Annotated in this window: 12 protein-coding genes; 9 read left to right on the plus strand and 3 right to left on the minus strand. The window is 69.3% G+C overall.

Annotated features, from left to right (window positions below; translation table 11 throughout):
* Positions 1-63: 63 nt before the first annotated feature.
* The gene (locus M3U25_RS07140; RefSeq protein WP_355496900.1) at positions 64-927 is read right to left on the minus strand and encodes a DMT family transporter; all 864 of its coding nucleotides are present in this window, start codon (positions 925-927) and stop codon (positions 64-66) included.
* A gap of 161 nt (positions 928-1,088) precedes the next feature.
* On the opposite strand from M3U25_RS07140, the gene M3U25_RS07145 reads away from it, so the two are divergent.
* Positions 1,089-2,456: a PLP-dependent aminotransferase family protein gene (locus M3U25_RS07145; RefSeq protein WP_355497726.1), complete on the plus strand. Its 1,368-nt coding sequence runs from the start codon at positions 1,089-1,091 to the stop codon at positions 2,454-2,456.
* A gap of 79 nt (positions 2,457-2,535) precedes the next feature.
* Positions 2,536-2,976: a hypothetical protein gene (locus M3U25_RS07150; RefSeq protein WP_355496897.1), complete on the plus strand. Its 441-nt coding sequence runs from the start codon at positions 2,536-2,538 to the stop codon at positions 2,974-2,976.
* Between the two features lie 412 nt (positions 2,977-3,388).
* Here the strand turns inward: M3U25_RS07150 and M3U25_RS07155 are convergent, their stop codons facing one another.
* Together M3U25_RS07155 and M3U25_RS07160 are read right to left on the minus strand one after the other, a co-directional pair.
* Positions 3,389-4,822: a class II fumarate hydratase gene (locus M3U25_RS07155; RefSeq protein WP_355496894.1), complete on the minus strand. Its 1,434-nt coding sequence runs from the start codon at positions 4,820-4,822 to the stop codon at positions 3,389-3,391.
* 351 nt (positions 4,823-5,173) lie between these two features.
* Entirely contained in the window at positions 5,174-6,178 is a 1,005-nt protein-coding gene (locus M3U25_RS07160) for a YiiG family protein (protein ID WP_355496891.1), read from the minus strand.
* A gap of 371 nt (positions 6,179-6,549) precedes the next feature.
* Here M3U25_RS07160 and M3U25_RS07165 point away from each other — a divergent pair, with 371 nt between their 5' ends.
* The 7 genes from M3U25_RS07165 (at position 6,550) to sucB (ending at position 16,728) form a co-directional block, all read left to right on the plus strand.
* Positions 6,550-7,863: a hemolysin family protein gene (locus M3U25_RS07165; RefSeq protein ID WP_355496888.1), complete on the plus strand. Its 1,314-nt coding sequence runs from the start codon at positions 6,550-6,552 to the stop codon at positions 7,861-7,863.
* Between the two features lie 152 nt (positions 7,864-8,015).
* A complete protein-coding gene (gene purB / locus M3U25_RS07170; RefSeq protein WP_355496885.1) occupies positions 8,016-9,383 on the plus strand; it encodes an adenylosuccinate lyase in 1,368 nt (455 codons plus the stop codon).
* A 67-nt stretch (positions 9,384-9,450) separates the two neighbouring features.
* Positions 9,451-10,047, plus strand: coding sequence for a DUF3060 domain-containing protein (locus tag M3U25_RS07175; RefSeq protein WP_355496883.1), 597 nt, complete (start codon positions 9,451-9,453; stop codon positions 10,045-10,047).
* 261 nt (positions 10,048-10,308) lie between these two features.
* Positions 10,309-11,550, plus strand: coding sequence for a cupin domain-containing protein (locus tag M3U25_RS07180; RefSeq protein ID WP_355496881.1), 1,242 nt, complete (start codon positions 10,309-10,311; stop codon positions 11,548-11,550).
* Positions 11,551-11,557: 7 nt separating this feature from the next.
* Positions 11,558-12,457, plus strand: coding sequence for a GNAT family N-acetyltransferase (locus tag M3U25_RS07185; RefSeq protein ID WP_355496878.1), 900 nt, complete (start codon positions 11,558-11,560; stop codon positions 12,455-12,457).
* Positions 12,458-12,640: 183 nt separating this feature from the next.
* Complete coding sequence (locus M3U25_RS07190) at positions 12,641-15,466, plus strand: 2-oxoglutarate dehydrogenase E1 component (protein WP_242160437.1); 2,826 nt, start codon at positions 12,641-12,643, stop codon at positions 15,464-15,466.
* A 47-nt stretch (positions 15,467-15,513) separates the two neighbouring features.
* On the plus strand, positions 15,514-16,728 hold the full coding sequence (sucB, locus tag M3U25_RS07195) for a dihydrolipoyllysine-residue succinyltransferase (RefSeq protein WP_355496874.1): 1,215 nt from the start codon (positions 15,514-15,516) through the stop codon (positions 16,726-16,728).
* The last annotated feature ends 17 nt before the right edge of the window (positions 16,729-16,745 follow it).

The following is a 16,745-nucleotide window of genomic DNA, read 5'->3' on the forward strand; positions in this document are numbered from 1 at the left end:
ACAACCGCCCGCTGTCCGCGCTCCACCCGGCAATCGTGCACGTCTGCCGGGCGGGTCGTGGTCTCAGCGGGCGTATTGTTTCGCTCCGGCCACGCAGACCACCGCGACCAGGGTCACCGCCAGCATCGTCCAGCTCACCGTTTCGTGCAGCAACAGCGCGGCCAGACCCAAGCCGATGAAGGGCTGGAACAACTGCAGTTGCCCGACCGCCGCGATCCCGCCTTGCGCCAGGCCGCGGTACCAGAACACGAAGCCGATTAACATGCTGAACAGCGAGACATAGCCCAGGCCGAGCCATGCCGGCATCCGCACAGCGCCGAATGACGCGGGCTGCGTCAGCAAGGCCAGGGACACCATCAGCGGCAGCGACAGCACCAGCGCCCAACAGATGACCTGCCATCCGCCCAGCGTGCGCGACAGGCGCGCGCCCTCCGCATAGCCCAGCCCGCACAGCACCACCGCGGCCAGCATCAGCAGATCGCCCTGCAGCGAGGCGTCGATACCGCCGATCGCCGCGTAGCCGACGACGCTGCAGGCACCGGCCAGCGAGAACACCCAGAACGTCGGACGCGGGCGTTCGCCGGCGCGCAACACGGCAAAGACGGCGGTACACAACGGCAGCAGGCCCACGAACACGATGGAATGCGCCGAGGTGACGTGCTGCAGCGCCAGCGCGGTCAGTAGCGGAAACCCGGCCACGACCCCCAGCGCCGTCATCGCCAAGGCGGGTAGCTCGGCGGGGCGCGGACGCGGCTGCCGAAACGCGAGCAGGAGCGCCAGCCCCAGTGCGGCGGCAATGCTGGCGCGGGCGCAGGTCAGGAACACGGGAGAGAAATCGGCAACAGCGACGCGGGTCGCCGGCAACGACCCCGCAAAAATCATCATGCCGATACATCCATTGATCCAGCCACTGCTGGTCTTTTCCATGCGCGTCTCCGGTTGCGTCGTCGCTGCAGTAGACGCCGCGCAAAGCCGCTGCGGCCAGATACGGTCCAATACGGTTTCGCAGTACTGTTATGCCTCAAGATCCAGTACAGCTGACGACAGTGGACAGACCTGAAGCACCCGGCACGCGCATCGATGCGGTGATGACCGATATCCGCGCCCGCATCGCCAACCGCACCAGCCTGCCCGGAGCGCGCCTGCCTTCGGTACGCACGCAGGCGCGCGCGCTGCACGTGTCGGTGTCCACGGTGGTGGAAGCCTACGAGCGGCTGGCGGCCGAAGGCGCGATCGTGGCGCGGCCGGGGTCGGGCTTCTATGTGGCCGGGTCCGTGGCCCCGCTGGCGCTGGCGCACCTCGGCCCGAAGCTCGACAGGCAGATCGATCCGCTGTGGGTGTCGCGGCAGTCGCTGGAAGCGGATGAGCGCGTGCTCAAGCCAGGCTGCGGCTGGCTGCCCCCGGAGTGGCTGTACGGCGCGGGCATGCGCCGCGCACTGCGCACGCTGGCGCGCGCCGACACGCTGGAACTGACCGAGTACGCTACGCCCCTGGGCCATCCTGGCTTGCGCCAGTTCCTTTCGCGACGGTTGGCGGGCAATGGCGTGCAGGCGCCGCCCGAACAGATCCTGCTCGCCGAATCGGGAACGCATGCGATCGACCTGATCGGCCGTTTCCTGCTCTCGCCCGGCGACACGGTGCTGGTCGACGACCCGTGCTACTTCAATTTCCATGCCTTGCTCAAGGCGCATCGCGTGCAGGTTGTGGGCGTGCCCTATACGCCGAGTGGACCGGATGTGGCGCACTTCGAAGCGGCGCTGCAGGCGCACGCACCGCGGCTGTACATTACCAATTCGGGGATCCACAACCCCACCGGCGCGACCCTGTCCGCGACGACGGCGCACCGGCTGCTGCTCTTGGCCGAGGGCTCGGACCTGGTGATCGTCGAGGATGACATCTTCGCGGATTTCGAGACCAGCCCCGCCCCGCGGTTGGCGGCCTTCGACGGCCTGGCGCGGGTCATCCAGGTCGGCAGCTTCTCCAAGACGGTGTCGGCATCGCTGCGTTGCGGCTACATCGCCGCGCGTGGCGACTGGATCGATAACCTCGCCGACCTGAAGATCGCCACCAGCTTCGGCGGCGGCCGGCTGGCGGCCGAGGCCGTGCTGATCGCCCTGACCGACAGCGGCTACCGCCGGCACATGGAGACCTTGCGGCGACGGCTGGCAGAGCAGATGACCAGGACCGTGACGCGGCTCCAGGGCCTCGGCATCCGGCCCTGGCTGATCCCGCAGGCCGGCCTGTTCCTTTGGTGCAGGCTGCCCGTGGGCATGGAGGCCGCCGCAATCGCGCGCGCCTGCCTGCAGGAGGGCGTGGTGCTGGCGCCGGGCAATGCCTTCAGCCAGTCGCTGAGCGCGGGCGATTTCCTGCGTTTCAACGTCGCGCAATCCACCGACGAGCGGATGTTCAGCGTGCTCGCGCGCGCCATGCAGTCCACCCCGAACCCGCGCCGCTAGCGCGCGGCCAGCGCGCCTCGCCACGACCGCAGCCGCCGCACGTTCTAGAATGCCCTTACTCCCCCACTGCACCGCCCCCATGAAGAAGACGCTGTTCGCCTGGTTCTCGCTGCTGTCGTTGTGCCTGCTGCTCGCCGCCTGCGGCGGACGCGGTGGCGAGACCGCCTCCTCGCGCGCCGAGCGCAGCAAGCCGCGGGTGGCGGTGGACAGCATGAACGTGATGCTGCGCCGCGCCCCGGCCGCCAATGCCACCATCGGCCCTGACGGCAGCCTGCGCATCGACGACATCGAGTTGCCACTGCCGCCCGCGCAGCGCACCGAACTGCAGCAGTTGTTCATGCACCTGCAGATGCAGCGCCAGCGCACTCTGGAGACCGCGGCGCCGGATCCGAACATGCGCTCGGTCGGCTTCGCGCCGACTCCGGAAATCACCGCCGCGCAGGAAGCGGTCTTGCGCGACATTCCGTCGCTGCAACCGTACCGCGACAGCTTCGGCAATCTGCAGGCCGAGCGCCGCTGAGACCTGCTGGCGCTCGCAGGCGGCGGCCCAAGAGCGCCTCCGGTCGGGATTGGAAGCATTTCGGTAGGAGCGGCTTCAGCCGCGAAGGGCTTTCCCGGGAAGCCCGGTCGCGGCTGAAGCCGCTCCTACAGGGGCTTGCGCTGCGGTATCTAAGCGCGATGTGGGAGCGCCGCTTCCATAAGAGCTCGCGCCAAGGCGTCCGGGGCAATGTGGGAGGGACTTCAGTCCCGACTGCTGCCAGTGTCCGATCGCCGACCTGCCCCGCCCGTCGCGGCTGAAGCCGCTCCTACGAGGGTTGTGGCGACGTACCGCGCTGCGCCGGGAACAGAAACGCGCTGCTCGAGATGCCCGCACTGCGATGCGCCTGGCACGACCACACCGCCGTGCCAGGCCTCTGCAGCACCGGTCAGGCTCAGCCGCCGCCGCCCGCGCCGGCGTGGATGCCGCCTTCGGTCAGCGCGGCGGGGTCCAGCAGCCGGCGCAGTTCGTCCTCGCCGAGGCCGCTGTCCTCCTTGGCCACCTCCAGCACCGGCCGGTTCTCCTTGTAGGCGCGCTTGGCGATCGCCGCGGCCTTTTCGTAGCCGATGATCGGATTCAGCGCGGTGACCAGGATCGGGTTGCGGTCCAGCGCCTCGCGTACCCGCTCCTCGCGCACCTTGAGCCCGGCGATCGCCGAGTCGGCCAGCAACACCGACACGTTGCCCAGCAACTGGATCGACTCCAGCAGGTTGGCCGCGATCAGCGGCAGGGTCACGTTCAACTGGAAGTTGCCGGTCTGCCCGGCCACGGTGATCGCGGTGTGGTGGCCGATCACCTGCGCGCAGGCCATCACCGTGGCCTCGGGAATCACCGGGTTGACCTTGCCCGGCATGATCGAACTGCCCGGCTGCAGCGCCGGCAACTCGATCTCGCCGAGGCCGGCCAGCGGCCCGGCGTTCATCCAGCGCAGGTCGTTGGCGATCTTGATCAGCGCCACCGCCAGCGCGTTGAGCTGCCCGGACAGTTCCACCGCATCGTCCTGCGCGGCGAGGCCCTCGAACTTGTTCTCGGCGCTCTCGAAGGTGCAGTCGGTCAGCGTCGACAGCGCCTTGGCGACCTTGCCGCCGAAACGCGGATCGGCGTTGATGCCGGTGCCGATGGCGGTGCCGCCCAGCGGCAGCCGGCGCAGGCGCTTGAGGCTGTCGTCGATGCGCGCCTGCGCCGATACCAGTTGCGCCGACCAGGCGCCGAACTCCTGGCCGAAGGTCAGCGGCATCGCATCCATCAGGTGGGTGCGCCCGGTCTTGACCACGCCCTGCAGTTGCTTGGCGCGCTTGTCGATCACCTTGCGCAAGTGCTTGAGCGAGGGCAACAGATGCTCGCGCGTTGCCAGCAACGCCGCGACCCGGATCGCCGTCGGCACCACGTCGTTGGAGCTCTGGCCGAGGTTGACGTGGTCGTTGGGATGCACCGTCGGCAGCGTCTTGCTGCCGTTCTTGCCCTCGCCCTTGGCGGTGCGGTTGGCCAGCGTGGCGATGACCTCGTTGGCGTTCATGTTCGACGAGGTGCCCGACCCGGTCTGGTAGATGTCGATCGGGAAGTGCGCGTCGTGGCGGCCGTCGGCCACCTCCAGCGCCGCGGCCTGGATCGCCTTGGCGACGGCCTTGGGCAACAGCTCCAGGTCGGCATTGACGCCCGCCGCGGCGGCCTTGATCAGGCCCAGCGCGCGGATGAAGCCGCGCGGCATCGGCTGCCCGGACACCGGGAAGTTCTGTACCGCACGCTGGGTCTGCGCTCCCCACAAGGCATCGGCGGGCACCTGCAGTTCGCCCATGCTGTCGTGTTCGACCCTGAATTTGTCACTCATTGCGCAATCTCCGCATCTGCAAAAAGGAATCCATCGGCGCCGTCGTCGGACGTCCGGGGAGGCAGGCTGGCGGGATTGCGGCTGGCGCGCGCATTATCCGCGGCGCAGCGCCCGGCGTCAGCAGTGTGCGCCCGCGGATGTTAGGAATGTCTGGAGGCTGCCGCGATCGGCAGGCGCATCCGAGCGAGGATCGGATCCGCGGAGCCAGGCAGCGGGCACGGCGCATGCTGGCCGGCACCGCGCGCGCGCCAGCAGCGCGGTGCGAACGGCGTGGGCCATGCGCCGTTGTCGGCAAACGACGGGACGACGGCACGGGTGGGGGCCAGCGGCATGCGCCGCCGGCCCCGACGCTCATTGCTGCCGGTTGCTCTGGAACACCAGGTCGTTGTAGCTCTTGAGCAGGCGTGCCGGCGAGCCTTCCGGTGCGACGATCGGATTGTCCAGCGAGCGCTGCTCGAATGCGCTGTACGGAATCTTGTCCGCCACGCGCTTGATCCGCGCCTTGGATTCCTTGCGGAAAGTCTCTGCCGCGCTTTCGAAGCCGGCCCAGTCGGACTTGCCCGGCTCCTGGTTGGCGACCTTGGCGTGCGCCTCGTCGGACAGGCTGTTGAAGCCGGCCACCAGCTCCGTGGCCTTGGCGGTGTCGAAGTCGTCGTCCTGCATCAGGCCGGCGATCTCCTTGGCCTCGAGCATCATCGACAGCCGATAGAACTCGCGGGTGCGGCCTTCGGCCTTCTCCATTGCCTTCAACTGCTCGCGCTGCGCGGCATCGTTCTGCGCCTCCAGCTCGTGGCTGAAGGCCTCGCTGGCCGCGTGGAATTCGGACAGCGCGGCCATCAGCGGCGCATGCAGTTGCTTGCCCTTGGCGAACTGGTCGTCCTGGTAGTCCTCGCGGTCGTAGTAGTCGCGCGCCTGGTTGGCCAGCGGTTGCAGCGTCTTCAACGCGGCCAGATAGCGCTTTGCCGCCGCATCCAGCGCCGGCAGCGCCGGCTTGGCCGCGATCGCCTGGGTCATCGGCGCATCGCACAGCTTCATCGCGTACTCGTCGATCGGGGCCGGCCCGTACACGCTGGTTTCCTTGCCGGTCGGGCCGGCGTTGGGATCGGCCATCCAGCGGATGTACTGCTGCGCGCCTTCGTGGATGCGCCCATCGACCTTGTTGAAGCATTCGATGTAGGCGTTGAGCTTGCTGGTCAGGGCCTGATCCGCTTCGCTGGCGGCAGTATCGGCGGAGGCATGGCGGGCATCGGCACTGGCATCGGAGTCGGTCGGCGTGGCCGAGGGCTTGCCACCGCAGGCGGTCAGGAAAACGGACACAGCGACGGTCAGCGCCGCCAGACGCAAAGAAGATTTCATTGGGGGAACGTAGATGTTGAAAACGGTTACAGAAAGTCTAGCAAACGAAAAGATTGTCGCGGCGTGATGGCTGGAGGGCCGGAATTGGGAGTCGGGATTGGGGAGTCGCAACAGCGGTGGCGCGCTTGTGCGGTATTCGCTGGCGACGCTTTGCCTGTGACCGAATGCGCGAGACGGTGCCCGCGGCCGCCGCCGCCATGGCGCATCGGCTAGACTGCGGCGACGTATCACCGATGGAACTTCCACGCCGCCATGGGCGACGATTCAGACTGTAGATGCCGGCGCACGCTGCGCCGGACCACGCACTCCGCCGTTTCCACCTCTCCCGCCCGGCGCGATGACGCGCCAGCGGCGCGTGCCGGGGACCGCAGATGATCGGCAACCTCCTGCTGTTGGCACTGGCGATGCTGCTGGTGCTGCTCAACGGCTTCTTCGTCGCCGCCGAGTTCGCCCTGGTCAAGCTGCGCCACACCCAGGCCGTGGGCCTGGCCGAGCATCACGGCTGGCGCGGCCGCCTGCTGCTCAACGTGCATGGCCACCTCGACGCCTATCTGTCGGCCTGTCAGCTCGGCATCACCCTGTCCTCGCTGGGCCTGGGCTGGGTCGGCGAACCGGCCTTCGCGCACCTGCTGCAGCCGGTGTTCGACCTGCTGGGGCTGAGCGAGGAAGCGGCGCGCCTGAGCGCCTTCGTCATCGCGTTCAGCGTCATCTCGTTCCTGCACATCGTGCTCGGCGAACTCGCCCCCAAGTCGATGGCGATCCGCCGCCCGGAGCGCATGTCGCTGTGGACCGCGGCGCCGCTGTACCTGTTCTACTGGGCGATGTATCCGGCCATCTGGCTGCTCAACACCAGCGCCAACGGCTTGCTGAAGGCCGTGGGCTGGGGCGAGATCGAGCATGCCTCGCACCGCTACTCGCGCGAGGAACTGAAGCTGATCGTGGGCCGCCAGCACCCCGCCGGCGGCGCGCCCGACCACGAACTGACCCTGATGAGCCATGCGCTGGAGCTGCCGGAACTGGTCGCCGGCGACCTGATGCGCGCGCGCGACCATCTGCGCGCGTTCCGCGAGGGCATGGCGCTGGAGGCGGTGATGGCCGAGTTCGCCGAGAGCCGCTACAGCCGCTACCCGTGGTTCGACCGCGACGGCGAGCAGGTGCTCGGCATCCTGCACATGAAGGACCTGCTGGTGGAGATCGCCCGCGGCCGCCGCAGCGACGACCTGCGCGCGCTGCTGCGCCCGGCCAACCTGATCGCGCTGGAGACGCCGGTGCCGCTGGTGCTGGAGCGCTTCCGCACCGGCGCCACGCACATGGCGCTGTGCGTGGACGAGCACGGCCGCATCCTCGGCTACTTCACCCTGGAAGACCTGCTGGAAGTGGTGGTCGGCGACATCGAGGACGAGCACCCGCACGTGGTCAAGGATGCGCCGACCCGCGGCGCCGACGGCAGCGTGCTGGTGGCCGGCTCGACCTCGATCTTCCGCCTCGAACGCCTGCTCGGCCGCGACCTGCGCGCCCCGGAGCACCTCAACTCGGTCGGTGGGTTGATCGTGCACCAGTTGCAGCGCCTGCCCGAGGAAGGCGAGCAGTTGCAGATCGACGGCCACCTGTTCACGGTCAAGCGCATGGCCGGCCACCGCATCCAGGCAGTGACCGTGCGGCTAGGGTCCGTCATCCCGTCCTGAGGGTGCCGCGCGGCGCCGCCAGCGGGCCTGCCAGGACCAACCGAAGGGCGGTGGCGCGGCAGGCTCAGGGAGAGATGGCACACCCTGGCAGGCCGGCCGAGGCCGCGCCGACGTAGAATGGCGCCCCCGCCGACACCACCCCACGCCCCGCCATGTCCGATTCCGCCCTGCTCGCCCTGTCCCCGCTCGATGGCCGCTATGCCGGCAAGGTCGACGCCCTGCGGCCGATCTTCTCCGAATACGGCTTGATCAAGGCGCGGGTGAAGGTGGAGATCGAATGGCTGCTGGCGCTGGGCGCCGAGCCGGGCATCGGCGAGCTGGCCGCGTTCTCGCCGGCGGCGGCGCAGCGCCTGCGCGGGCTGGCCGACGGCTTCGGCGTGGAGCACGCGGCGCGGGTCAAGCAGATCGAGCGCACCACCAACCACGACGTCAAGGCGGTGGAGTACTTCATCAAGGAGCAGCTCAAGGACGACGCCGAACTCGGCCCGGCCCTGGAGTTCGTGCATTTCGCCTGCACCAGCGAGGACATCAACAACCTCAGCTACGGGCTGATGCTGGAGCAGGCCCGGCGCGAGGTGCTGCTGCCGACCCTGGACGCGGTGATCGCCACGCTGCGCGCCCTGGCCCACGCACAGGCCGCGCAGCCGATGCTCTCGCGCACCCACGGCCAGACCGCCTCGCCGACCACCTTGGGCAAGGAGGTGGCCAATGTGGTCGCGCGCCTGCAGCGGCAACGCCAGCAGATCGCCGCGGTCGAGCTGACCGGCAAGATCAACGGCGCGGTCGGCAACTACAACGCCCACGTCGCCAGCTACCCCGACGTCGACTGGCCGGGCTTCGCGCAGCGCTTCGTGGAAAGCCTGGGCCTGGTGTTCAACCCGTACACCACCCAGATCGAGCCGCACGACAACGTCGCCGAACTGGGCGACGCCACCCGCCGCGCCAACACCGTGCTGATCGACCTGGCCCGCGACATCTGGGGCTACATCTCGCTGGGCTATTTCAAGCAGAAGCTCAAGGAAGGCGAAGTCGGCTCCTCGACCATGCCGCACAAGGTCAATCCGATCGATTTCGAGAACGCCGAAGGCAACTTCGGCATCGCCAACGCCCTGTTCGAGCACTTCTCGGCCAAGCTGCCGATCAGCCGCTGGCAGCGCGACCTCACCGACTCCACGGTGCTGCGCGCGCTCGGCACCGCCTTCGGCCACACCCAGGTGGCGCTGGACTCGCTGGCCAAGGGCCTGGGCAAGCTGACCGTGAACCCCGAGCGCCTGGATGCCGACCTGGATGCCGCCTGGGAAGTGCTGGCCGAAGCCGTGCAGACGGTGATGCGCCGCCACGGCCTGCCCAACCCCTACGAGCAGCTCAAGTCGCTGACCCGCGGCCAGGGCATCACCGCCGATTCGATGCGCGCCTTCGTCGAGACCCTGGAGCTGCCCGAGGACGCCAAGCAGCGCCTGCGTGACCTGACCCCGGGCGGCTACGTCGGCCTGGCCGAGCGACTGGCGCGCGGCGTCTGAGCCACGGTCCGTCCATCCTGGGTTAATCGGCCAGGGGCATGCTGGTGGCTCACAGCAGAGCCCCGCAATGAACCGCACCCCGTTGCTTGTGCTGCCGCTGCTGGTCCTGACCGGCTGCGCGCAGGCCCCCCGCCCACCGGCCGGCGACGGCGCGCATGCCGCCGCCCGGACCGTGGTCATGCAGCCAGCGCCGCCGATCGCGGCGGCGCCCTCGGCCGGCGACCTACAGGACGACGAACGCGACGCCGAGACGCCGATCCGCATGGCCGCCTCGCCCAGCGGCGACATCGACTGCGACGGCCGCGACCTGAACATCGTCGGCCGCGACGCCACCCTGGTGCTGCACGGGCACTGCACCACCGTCAGCCTGTTCGGCCGCAACGGCAACCTGCAGATCGAGCGGGCCGACACCCTGCGCGTGCTCGGCGACTACGCCCAGGTGACGATGCGCGGCGACGCGGGCAAGGTCGCGCTGTTCGGGCGCCATGGCCGCTTGCAGATGGCGCGCATCGACAGGCTGGACGTGTCCGGCGACCAGAACCAGCTGCAGGCCAGCGAGATCGCCACCATCGCCCTGCAAGGCAACGACAACGCTATCGTCCAGCGCAGCGGCACGGCCCAGGTCGACGACGGCGGCCGCGACAACCGGATCCTCGTCCAGTAGCGCAGCAGCGCAGGGCCGACCTGCGCCGCTGGTCGGCGCTCCCGCCTCCCGCGCGCCGGCCGGCCGCGCGCCTGACCCACGCCACCCAGGCGCACCTGCGCCGACGCCATGCCGCCGGGATCGCCGCAACCGCGGCGGACGGCCGTGTCGGCCGCACCCCGCGATGGCCCCGCGCGGCAAACCGGCGGACAATGGCCGGGTCCGGCCGGTGCCGCTGCGCGCCCGCCCTCCCCCTTCCGCGTTGCAAGGACCCCACTGCACATGGCTGCCCGCAAGACCGCCGCTCCCGCCTTCGAACTCCACGCCCGTCCCGGGCAACCGCTGGGCATGCCCGCCGCGACCTTCCTGCGCGACTACTGGCACAAGCGCCCGCTGCTGATCCGCAACGCCTTCCCCGGCTTCGTCTCGCCGATCGAGCCGGGCGACCTGGCCGGGCTGGCCTGCGAGGAGGCGGCGCTGTCGCGGCTGATCGAGCACGACCGCGCCAACGACCGCTGGCGCGTGCGCAGCGGCCCGTTCCAGGAGCACGAGTTCCCCGGCATGCCCGACCACGACTGGACCCTGCTGGTGCAGGACGTGGACAAGTGGGACCCGGACATCCGCGCCCTGCTCGAGCAGTTCCGCTTCCTGCCGCGCTGGCGGGTGGACGACGTGATGGTCAGCTTCGCCGCGCGCGGCGGCTCGGTCGGCGCGCACGTGGACCATTACGACGTGTTTCTGCTGCAGGCCCACGGCCACCGCCGCTGGCAGATCGACGCCAGCGTCGCGCTGGGCCGCCCGGCGCCGCCGACCGACTTCCGCGACGACGTGGAGCTGAAGCTGCTGCGCCAGTTCGATCCGACCCACGACTGGGTGCTGGGACCGGGCGACATGCTGTACCTGCCGCCGCTGGTGCCGCACCACGGCGTGGCCGAGGACGCCTGCCTGACCTTCTCGGTGGGCATGCGTGCGCCGTCCTCGGCCGAGCTGATCGCCGATTACCTGGACACCCTGATCGACGGCGCCGACGAGGCGCTGCGCTACCACGACGAAGACCTGCAGGCCCCGGCCGATCCGTACGAGATCGATGCGGCGGCGATGGGCCGCGTGGTCGAGGCGCTGAATGCGCTGCGCATGAACGACCCGGACAAGCTCGGCGCCTGGTTCGGCCGCTTCATCACCACCTACCGTGCCGCCGGCGAGATCCTGCCGCCGGCCGGGCTGCCGCCGGCGGCGGAGATCGCCGCGGCGCTGGAACAGGGCCTGGTCCTGCAGCGGCATCCCTGGGCGCGGCCGGCGTGGCGGCGCGCCAGCCGCGGCGCCATGCTGTTCTGCAGTGGCCTGCAGTTCGCGCTGCCGGTGAAGGACGCCAAGCGCCTGGCCGCGGCCGAGCACCTCGACGGCACGGACTATGCGGCGCTGTCGGCGGCCGGCAGGCAGACCCTGCTGGAACTGATCGAAGGCGGCTTCTACCAGCCGCTGGACGCGCAGGATGCCGGGGACGAGGACACCGAGGCGAGCTGATCCGACCATGCCCGGCCCCGGTTTCCGCATCGCTGCGCTCGACCCCGTCCGCGACGGCGCCGAACTGCGCGCGCTGCGTGCCGCGACCGGTGCCGCGGCGGAGCCGGCCGACACCGCGGCGGCGGCGCTGGACGCGCTGGGCGAGCACATGGTCGCGCGCAGCGAGGACGGCCAGGCGGTGGGCGCGGTGCGGCTCGGCGCGGACCGGCGGATCGCCGCACTGACCGTGCTGCCCGGCTGGCGCGGGCGCGGTGTCGGCAGCGCGCTGCTGCGTGGCCTGGTCGAGGCGGCGCAACGCCGGCGCTGGCCGCACCTGGAGCTGCAGGCACCGGCCGCCACGCTGGCGTTCTATGCCCGCCACGGCTTTCTGCCGCCCGCGGGCGGCATGGCCGCCGCCGCGGAGGCCGTGCCGCTGCGGCGCCGCTTCGACGGCGCCGTGGCGGTGGAGGACGCGGCGATGGCGATCGCCGCCAGTATCGCGGTACTGGCGCAGGCCCGCCGCCAGGTGCTGATCCACAGCCGCGCACTGGATCCGGGCCTGCTCGACGATGCCCGCGTGCTGGAGCAACTGCGCCGCTTCGCGGTCGCCGCGCATGCCAAGCAGGTGTGGATCCTGCTGCACGACGCGGCCGCGCCGCAGCGCGCCGGCGCGCCCTTGCTGGCCCTGGCGCAGCGCTTGCCCAGCGTGTTCCAGTTCCGCGAAGTCAGCGATCCGGTGGACCGCAGCGACGCCACCGCCTACCTGGTCAACGAGGGCGGCGGCTACTACTTCCGTGGTCTCGGTCACCGTTACGACGGCGAGACCGACCTGCTCGGCAGTGCCCGCGCGCGGCAATTGCGCAGCTCCTTCGCCCGGGTCTGGGAGCGTGCGCGCCCCTGCAGCGAACTGCGCGCACTGGGTTGGTGAGGCGGCGGGGCCGCGCCGCCACGTGCGCCGCGGATGAACCGGGATCGGCCTTGACCACGCCGAATGCACACCCCGGCTGGTTCATGGGGGTATAATTTTTGCGCTTGATTACGCCCGCGCGGCCCACGCGTCCGCCGGTTCCTACCGCAAGCCACCCCAACAAAGCGACCCGACCCCACCATCGTGGACAATCTACTCAAGCAGTTTGCGCAGTCATCGCAACTCGCCGGCGGCAATGCCGCCTATATCGAAGACCTGTACGAACAGTACCTGGTCTCTCCCGACAGCATCGATCCCAAGTGGAAAACCTACTTCGACGGCTTCCAGGGCCGCGATGCCGGTGACGTCCCCCACTCCGCGGTCATCGCCCACATCGCCAGCGCCGCGCGCCAGGCCGCCAACAGCGGCACCGGCCCGAGCGGCGACGAGCGCGAGCGCCATGTCGGCCGCCTGATCACCGCCTACCGTTCGCGCGGCCACCTCGGCGCGCGCCTGGATCCGCTGGGCCTGACCCCGCCGGTGAACCCGCCGGACCTGGGCCTGCCGTTCCACAGCCTGTCGGAAAGCGATCTGGGCAGCGAGTTCAGCACCGGCGGCCTGGGCGGCCAGCCGCGGATGAAACTGCGCGATCTGCTGGCGCGGCTGAAGGCGACCTACACCGGGTCGATCGGCAGCGAGTTCATGCACATCTCCGAGTTCGAACAGCGCCAGTGGATCTACCAGCGCCTGGAGAACGCGGGCGGCAACATCGCCGGCGACGCCGCCAGCCGCCGCCGTACCCTGGAGCGGATCACCGCCGCCGAGGGCCTGGAGCGCTACCTGCACACCAAGTACGTCGGCCAGAAGCGCTTCTCGCTGGAAGGCGGCGACTCGCTGATCCCGATGATGGACGTGCTGGTGCAGCGCGCCGGCAACGACGCGGTCAAGGACATCGTGGTCGGCATGGCCCACCGCGGCCGCCTCAACGTGCTGGTCAACACCCTGGGCAAGAACCCGCGCAAGCTGTTCGACGAGTTCGAAGGCAAGTTCGAGCACGCCCACGACGACCGCGCCCACACCGGCGACGTGAAGTACCACATGGGCTTCTCCGCCGACGTGGCGGTAGCCGACGGCAAGTCGGTGCACCTGGCGCTCGCGTTCAACCCCTCGCACCTGGAAATCGTCGACCCCGTAGTGGTCGGCAGCGTGCGTTCGCGCCAGGAGCGCTACGGCGACGCCGCGCGCAAGTCGGTGCTGCCGGTGATCATCCACGGCGACGCCGCGTTCGCCGGCCAGGGCGTGGTCATGGAGCTGTTCCAGATGTCGCAGGCGCGCGGCTTCGCGGTCGGCGGCACCGTGCACATCGTGGTCAACAACCAGATCGGCTTCACCACCAGCGCCCGCGACGACGCCCGTTCCACGCTGTACTGCACCGACGTCGCCAAGATGATCGGCGCGCCGGTGTTCCATGTGAACGGCGACGATCCGGACGCGGTGGCGTTCGTGGCCAACCTGGCCTACGACTTCCGCCAGCAGTTCAACAAGGACGTGGTCATCGACCTGGTCTGCTACCGCCGCTGGGGCCACAACGAGGCCGACGAGCCGGCGGCCACCCAGCCGGTGATGTACCAGACCATCCGCAAGCACAAGACCACCCGCGAGCTGTACGCCGCCCAGCTGGAAAGCGAAGGCGTGCTGCAGGCCGGCGAGGCGCAGGCGCTGGTCGACGGCTACCGCAACAAGCTCGATTCGGGCGAGTACACCACCGAACTGGCGACCCGCAAGCCCGACGAATTCGCCATCGACTGGTCCAAGTACCTGTCGGGCAAGCTCTCGGACAAGGTCGACACCACGGTCAAGCGCAAGACCCTGGACCAGTTGGCCAAGATCATCACCACCATCCCGGGCGGCGTCGAGCTGCACCCGCGCGTGGCCAAGATCTACGAGGACCGGGTGAAGATGGCCGCCGGCGAACTGCCGGGCGACTGGGGCTTCGCCGAAAACCTGGCCTATGCCACCCTGCTGGGCGAAGGCCACAAGCTGCGCCTGGTCGGCCAGGACGCGGGCCGCGGCACGTTCTTCCACCGCCATGCGATCCTGCACGACCAGAAGACCGACAGCTACTACCTGCCGCTGCGGCAGTTGGTGGAGAACCCGGAAGACGCAACCGTGATCGACTCGCTGCTCAGCGAGGAGGCGGTGATGGGCTTCGAGTACGGCTATTCCACCACCGATCCCAATGCGCTGTGCATCTGGGAAGCGCAGTTCGGCGACTTCGCCAACGGCGCGCAGGTGGTGATCGACCAGTTCATCGCCGCCGGCGAGGCCAAGTGGGGCCGCATCTCCGGCCTGGCGCTGTTCCTGCCGCACGGCTACGAAGGCCAGGGTCCGGAGCACAGCTCCGCGCGCCTGGAGCGCTTCCTGCAGCTGTGCGCGCTGGAAAACATGCTGGTCTGCGTGCCGACCACCCCGGCGCAGGCGTTCCACATGATCCGTCGGCAGATGCGCATGTCCACGCGCAAGCCGCTGGTGGTGATGACGCCCAAGTCGCTGCTGCGCCACAAGCTGGCGGTGTCGACGCTGGAAGAACTGGCCGATGGCGAGTTCCAGCACCTGATCCCGGACGCCAAGGCCGACCCGAAGAAGGTCAAGCGCGTGGTCGCCTGCTCCGGCAAGGTCTACTACGACCTGCTCGAAGACCAGACCAAGCGCGGCCAGGACGACGTCGCCATCCTGCGCGTGGAGCAGCTGTATCCGTTCCCGCGCGAGTTGCTGGCCGCCGAGCTGAAGCGCTACGGCAATGCCACCGACCTGGTCTGGTGCCAGGAAGAGCCGCAGAACCAGGGCGCCTGGTACCAGATCAAGCATCACCTGCAGGCCTGCCTGGCCGACGGACAGAGCCTGCACTACGCCGGCCGCGCCCGTTCGCCGTCTCCCGCCGCCGGCCATTTCGCCGAGCACGTGGAAGAGCAGCTGAAGCTGGTCGCCGACGCGCTGTTGAATCCGTTCAACGACCAAGTCGCTGAATAAACCACATCACCCTTTCGAAAAAAGACACCACTAGGACGCCCCCTGCAATGGCCACCGAAGTCAAAGTTCCGGTACTGCCCGAATCCGTATCCGATGCCACCATCGCCAGCTGGCACAAGAAGGCCGGCGAGGCGGTCAAGCGCGACGAGAACCTGGTGGACCTGGAGACCGACAAGGTCGTGCTGGAAGTGCCCTCGCCCGTCGACGGCGTGCTGAAGGAGATCAAGTTCGAGACCGGTGCCACCGTGACCAGCTCGCAGATCCTGGCGATCATCGAGGAAGGCGCGGCCGCCGCTGCAGCGCCGGCCGAGGCCAAGGTCGCCGAGGCACCGAAGGCCGAAGCGCCCAAGGCCGCCGCCGCGGAAGCGCCGAAGGCCGCCAAGGCCGAGGCGCCGAAGGCCGCCGGCGACGTCTCCAGCCTGCCGCCGGGCGCGCGCTTCAGCGCCATCACCGAGGGCGTGGATCCGTCGCAGGTCGAAGGCACCGGCCGTCGCGGCGCGGTGACCAAGGAAGACATCCTCAACTACGCCAAGAACGGCGGCGCCGGCAAGGCCAGCGGTGCGCGTCCGGAAGAGCGCGTGCCGATGACCCGCGTGCGCAAGCGCATCGCCGAGCGCCTGATGCAGTCGAAGAACTCGACCGCGATGCTGACCACCTTCAACGAGGTCAACCTGGCCAAGGTCTCGGCCGCGCGCAAGGAACTGCAGGACGAGTTCCAGAAGGCCCACGGCATCAAGCTCGGCTTCATGAGCTTCTTCGTCAAGGCCGCGGCCAACGCGCTGCAGCGCTTCCCGCTGGTCAACGCCTCGATCGACGGCGACGACATCATCTATCACGGCTACAGCGACATCTCCATCGCCGTGTCCACCGACAAGGGCCTGGTCACGCCGGTGCTGCGCAACGTCGAGCGGCAGTCCTTCGCCGACATCGAGCAGGGCATCGCCGACTACGCCAAGAAGGCGCGCGACGGCAAGCTGAGCCTGGAAGAACTGCAGGGCGGCACCTTTACCGTGACCAACGGCGGCACCTTCGGCTCGCTGCTGTCGACCCCGATCATCAACCCGCCGCAGAGCGCGATCCTGGGCATGCACGCGATCAAGGAGCGTCCGATCGCCGAGAACGGCCAGGTCGTGATCGCCCCGATGATGTACCTGGCGCTGTCCTACGACCACCGCATCATCGACGGCAAGGACTCGGTGCAGTTCCTGGTCGACATCAAGAACCAGCTGGAAAACCCGGGCCGGATGCTGTTCGGTCTGTAAGAGCCGGGAATCGGGAA

This window comes from Xanthomonas sp. PPL134 (assembly GCF_040595915.1).
GTDB classification, from domain to species: Bacteria; Pseudomonadota; Gammaproteobacteria; order Xanthomonadales; family Xanthomonadaceae; genus Xanthomonas_A; species Xanthomonas_A indica.

Bases quoted from the DNA above. Each gene is read 5' to 3' on its own strand.
- M3U25_RS07140 (WP_355496900.1), bottom strand. From the start codon at position 927: ATGGAAAAGACCAGCAGTGGCTGGATCAATGGATGTATCGGCATGATG.
- M3U25_RS07145 (WP_355497726.1), top strand. From the start codon at position 1,089: ATGACCGATATCCGCGCCCGCATCGCCAACCGCACCAGCCTGCCCGGA.
- M3U25_RS07150 (WP_355496897.1), top strand. From the start codon at position 2,536: ATGAAGAAGACGCTGTTCGCCTGGTTCTCGCTGCTGTCGTTGTGCCTG.
- M3U25_RS07155 (WP_355496894.1), bottom strand. From the start codon at position 4,822: ATGAGTGACAAATTCAGGGTCGAACACGACAGCATGGGCGAACTGCAG.
- M3U25_RS07160 (WP_355496891.1), bottom strand. From the start codon at position 6,178: ATGAAATCTTCTTTGCGTCTGGCGGCGCTGACCGTCGCTGTGTCCGTT.
- M3U25_RS07165 (WP_355496888.1), top strand. From the start codon at position 6,550: ATGATCGGCAACCTCCTGCTGTTGGCACTGGCGATGCTGCTGGTGCTG.
- purB (WP_355496885.1), top strand. From the start codon at position 8,016: ATGTCCGATTCCGCCCTGCTCGCCCTGTCCCCGCTCGATGGCCGCTAT.
- M3U25_RS07175 (WP_355496883.1), top strand. From the start codon at position 9,451: ATGAACCGCACCCCGTTGCTTGTGCTGCCGCTGCTGGTCCTGACCGGC.
- M3U25_RS07180 (WP_355496881.1), top strand. From the start codon at position 10,309: ATGGCTGCCCGCAAGACCGCCGCTCCCGCCTTCGAACTCCACGCCCGT.
- M3U25_RS07185 (WP_355496878.1), top strand. From the start codon at position 11,558: ATGCCCGGCCCCGGTTTCCGCATCGCTGCGCTCGACCCCGTCCGCGAC.
- sucB (WP_355496874.1), top strand. From the start codon at position 15,514: ATGGCCACCGAAGTCAAAGTTCCGGTACTGCCCGAATCCGTATCCGAT.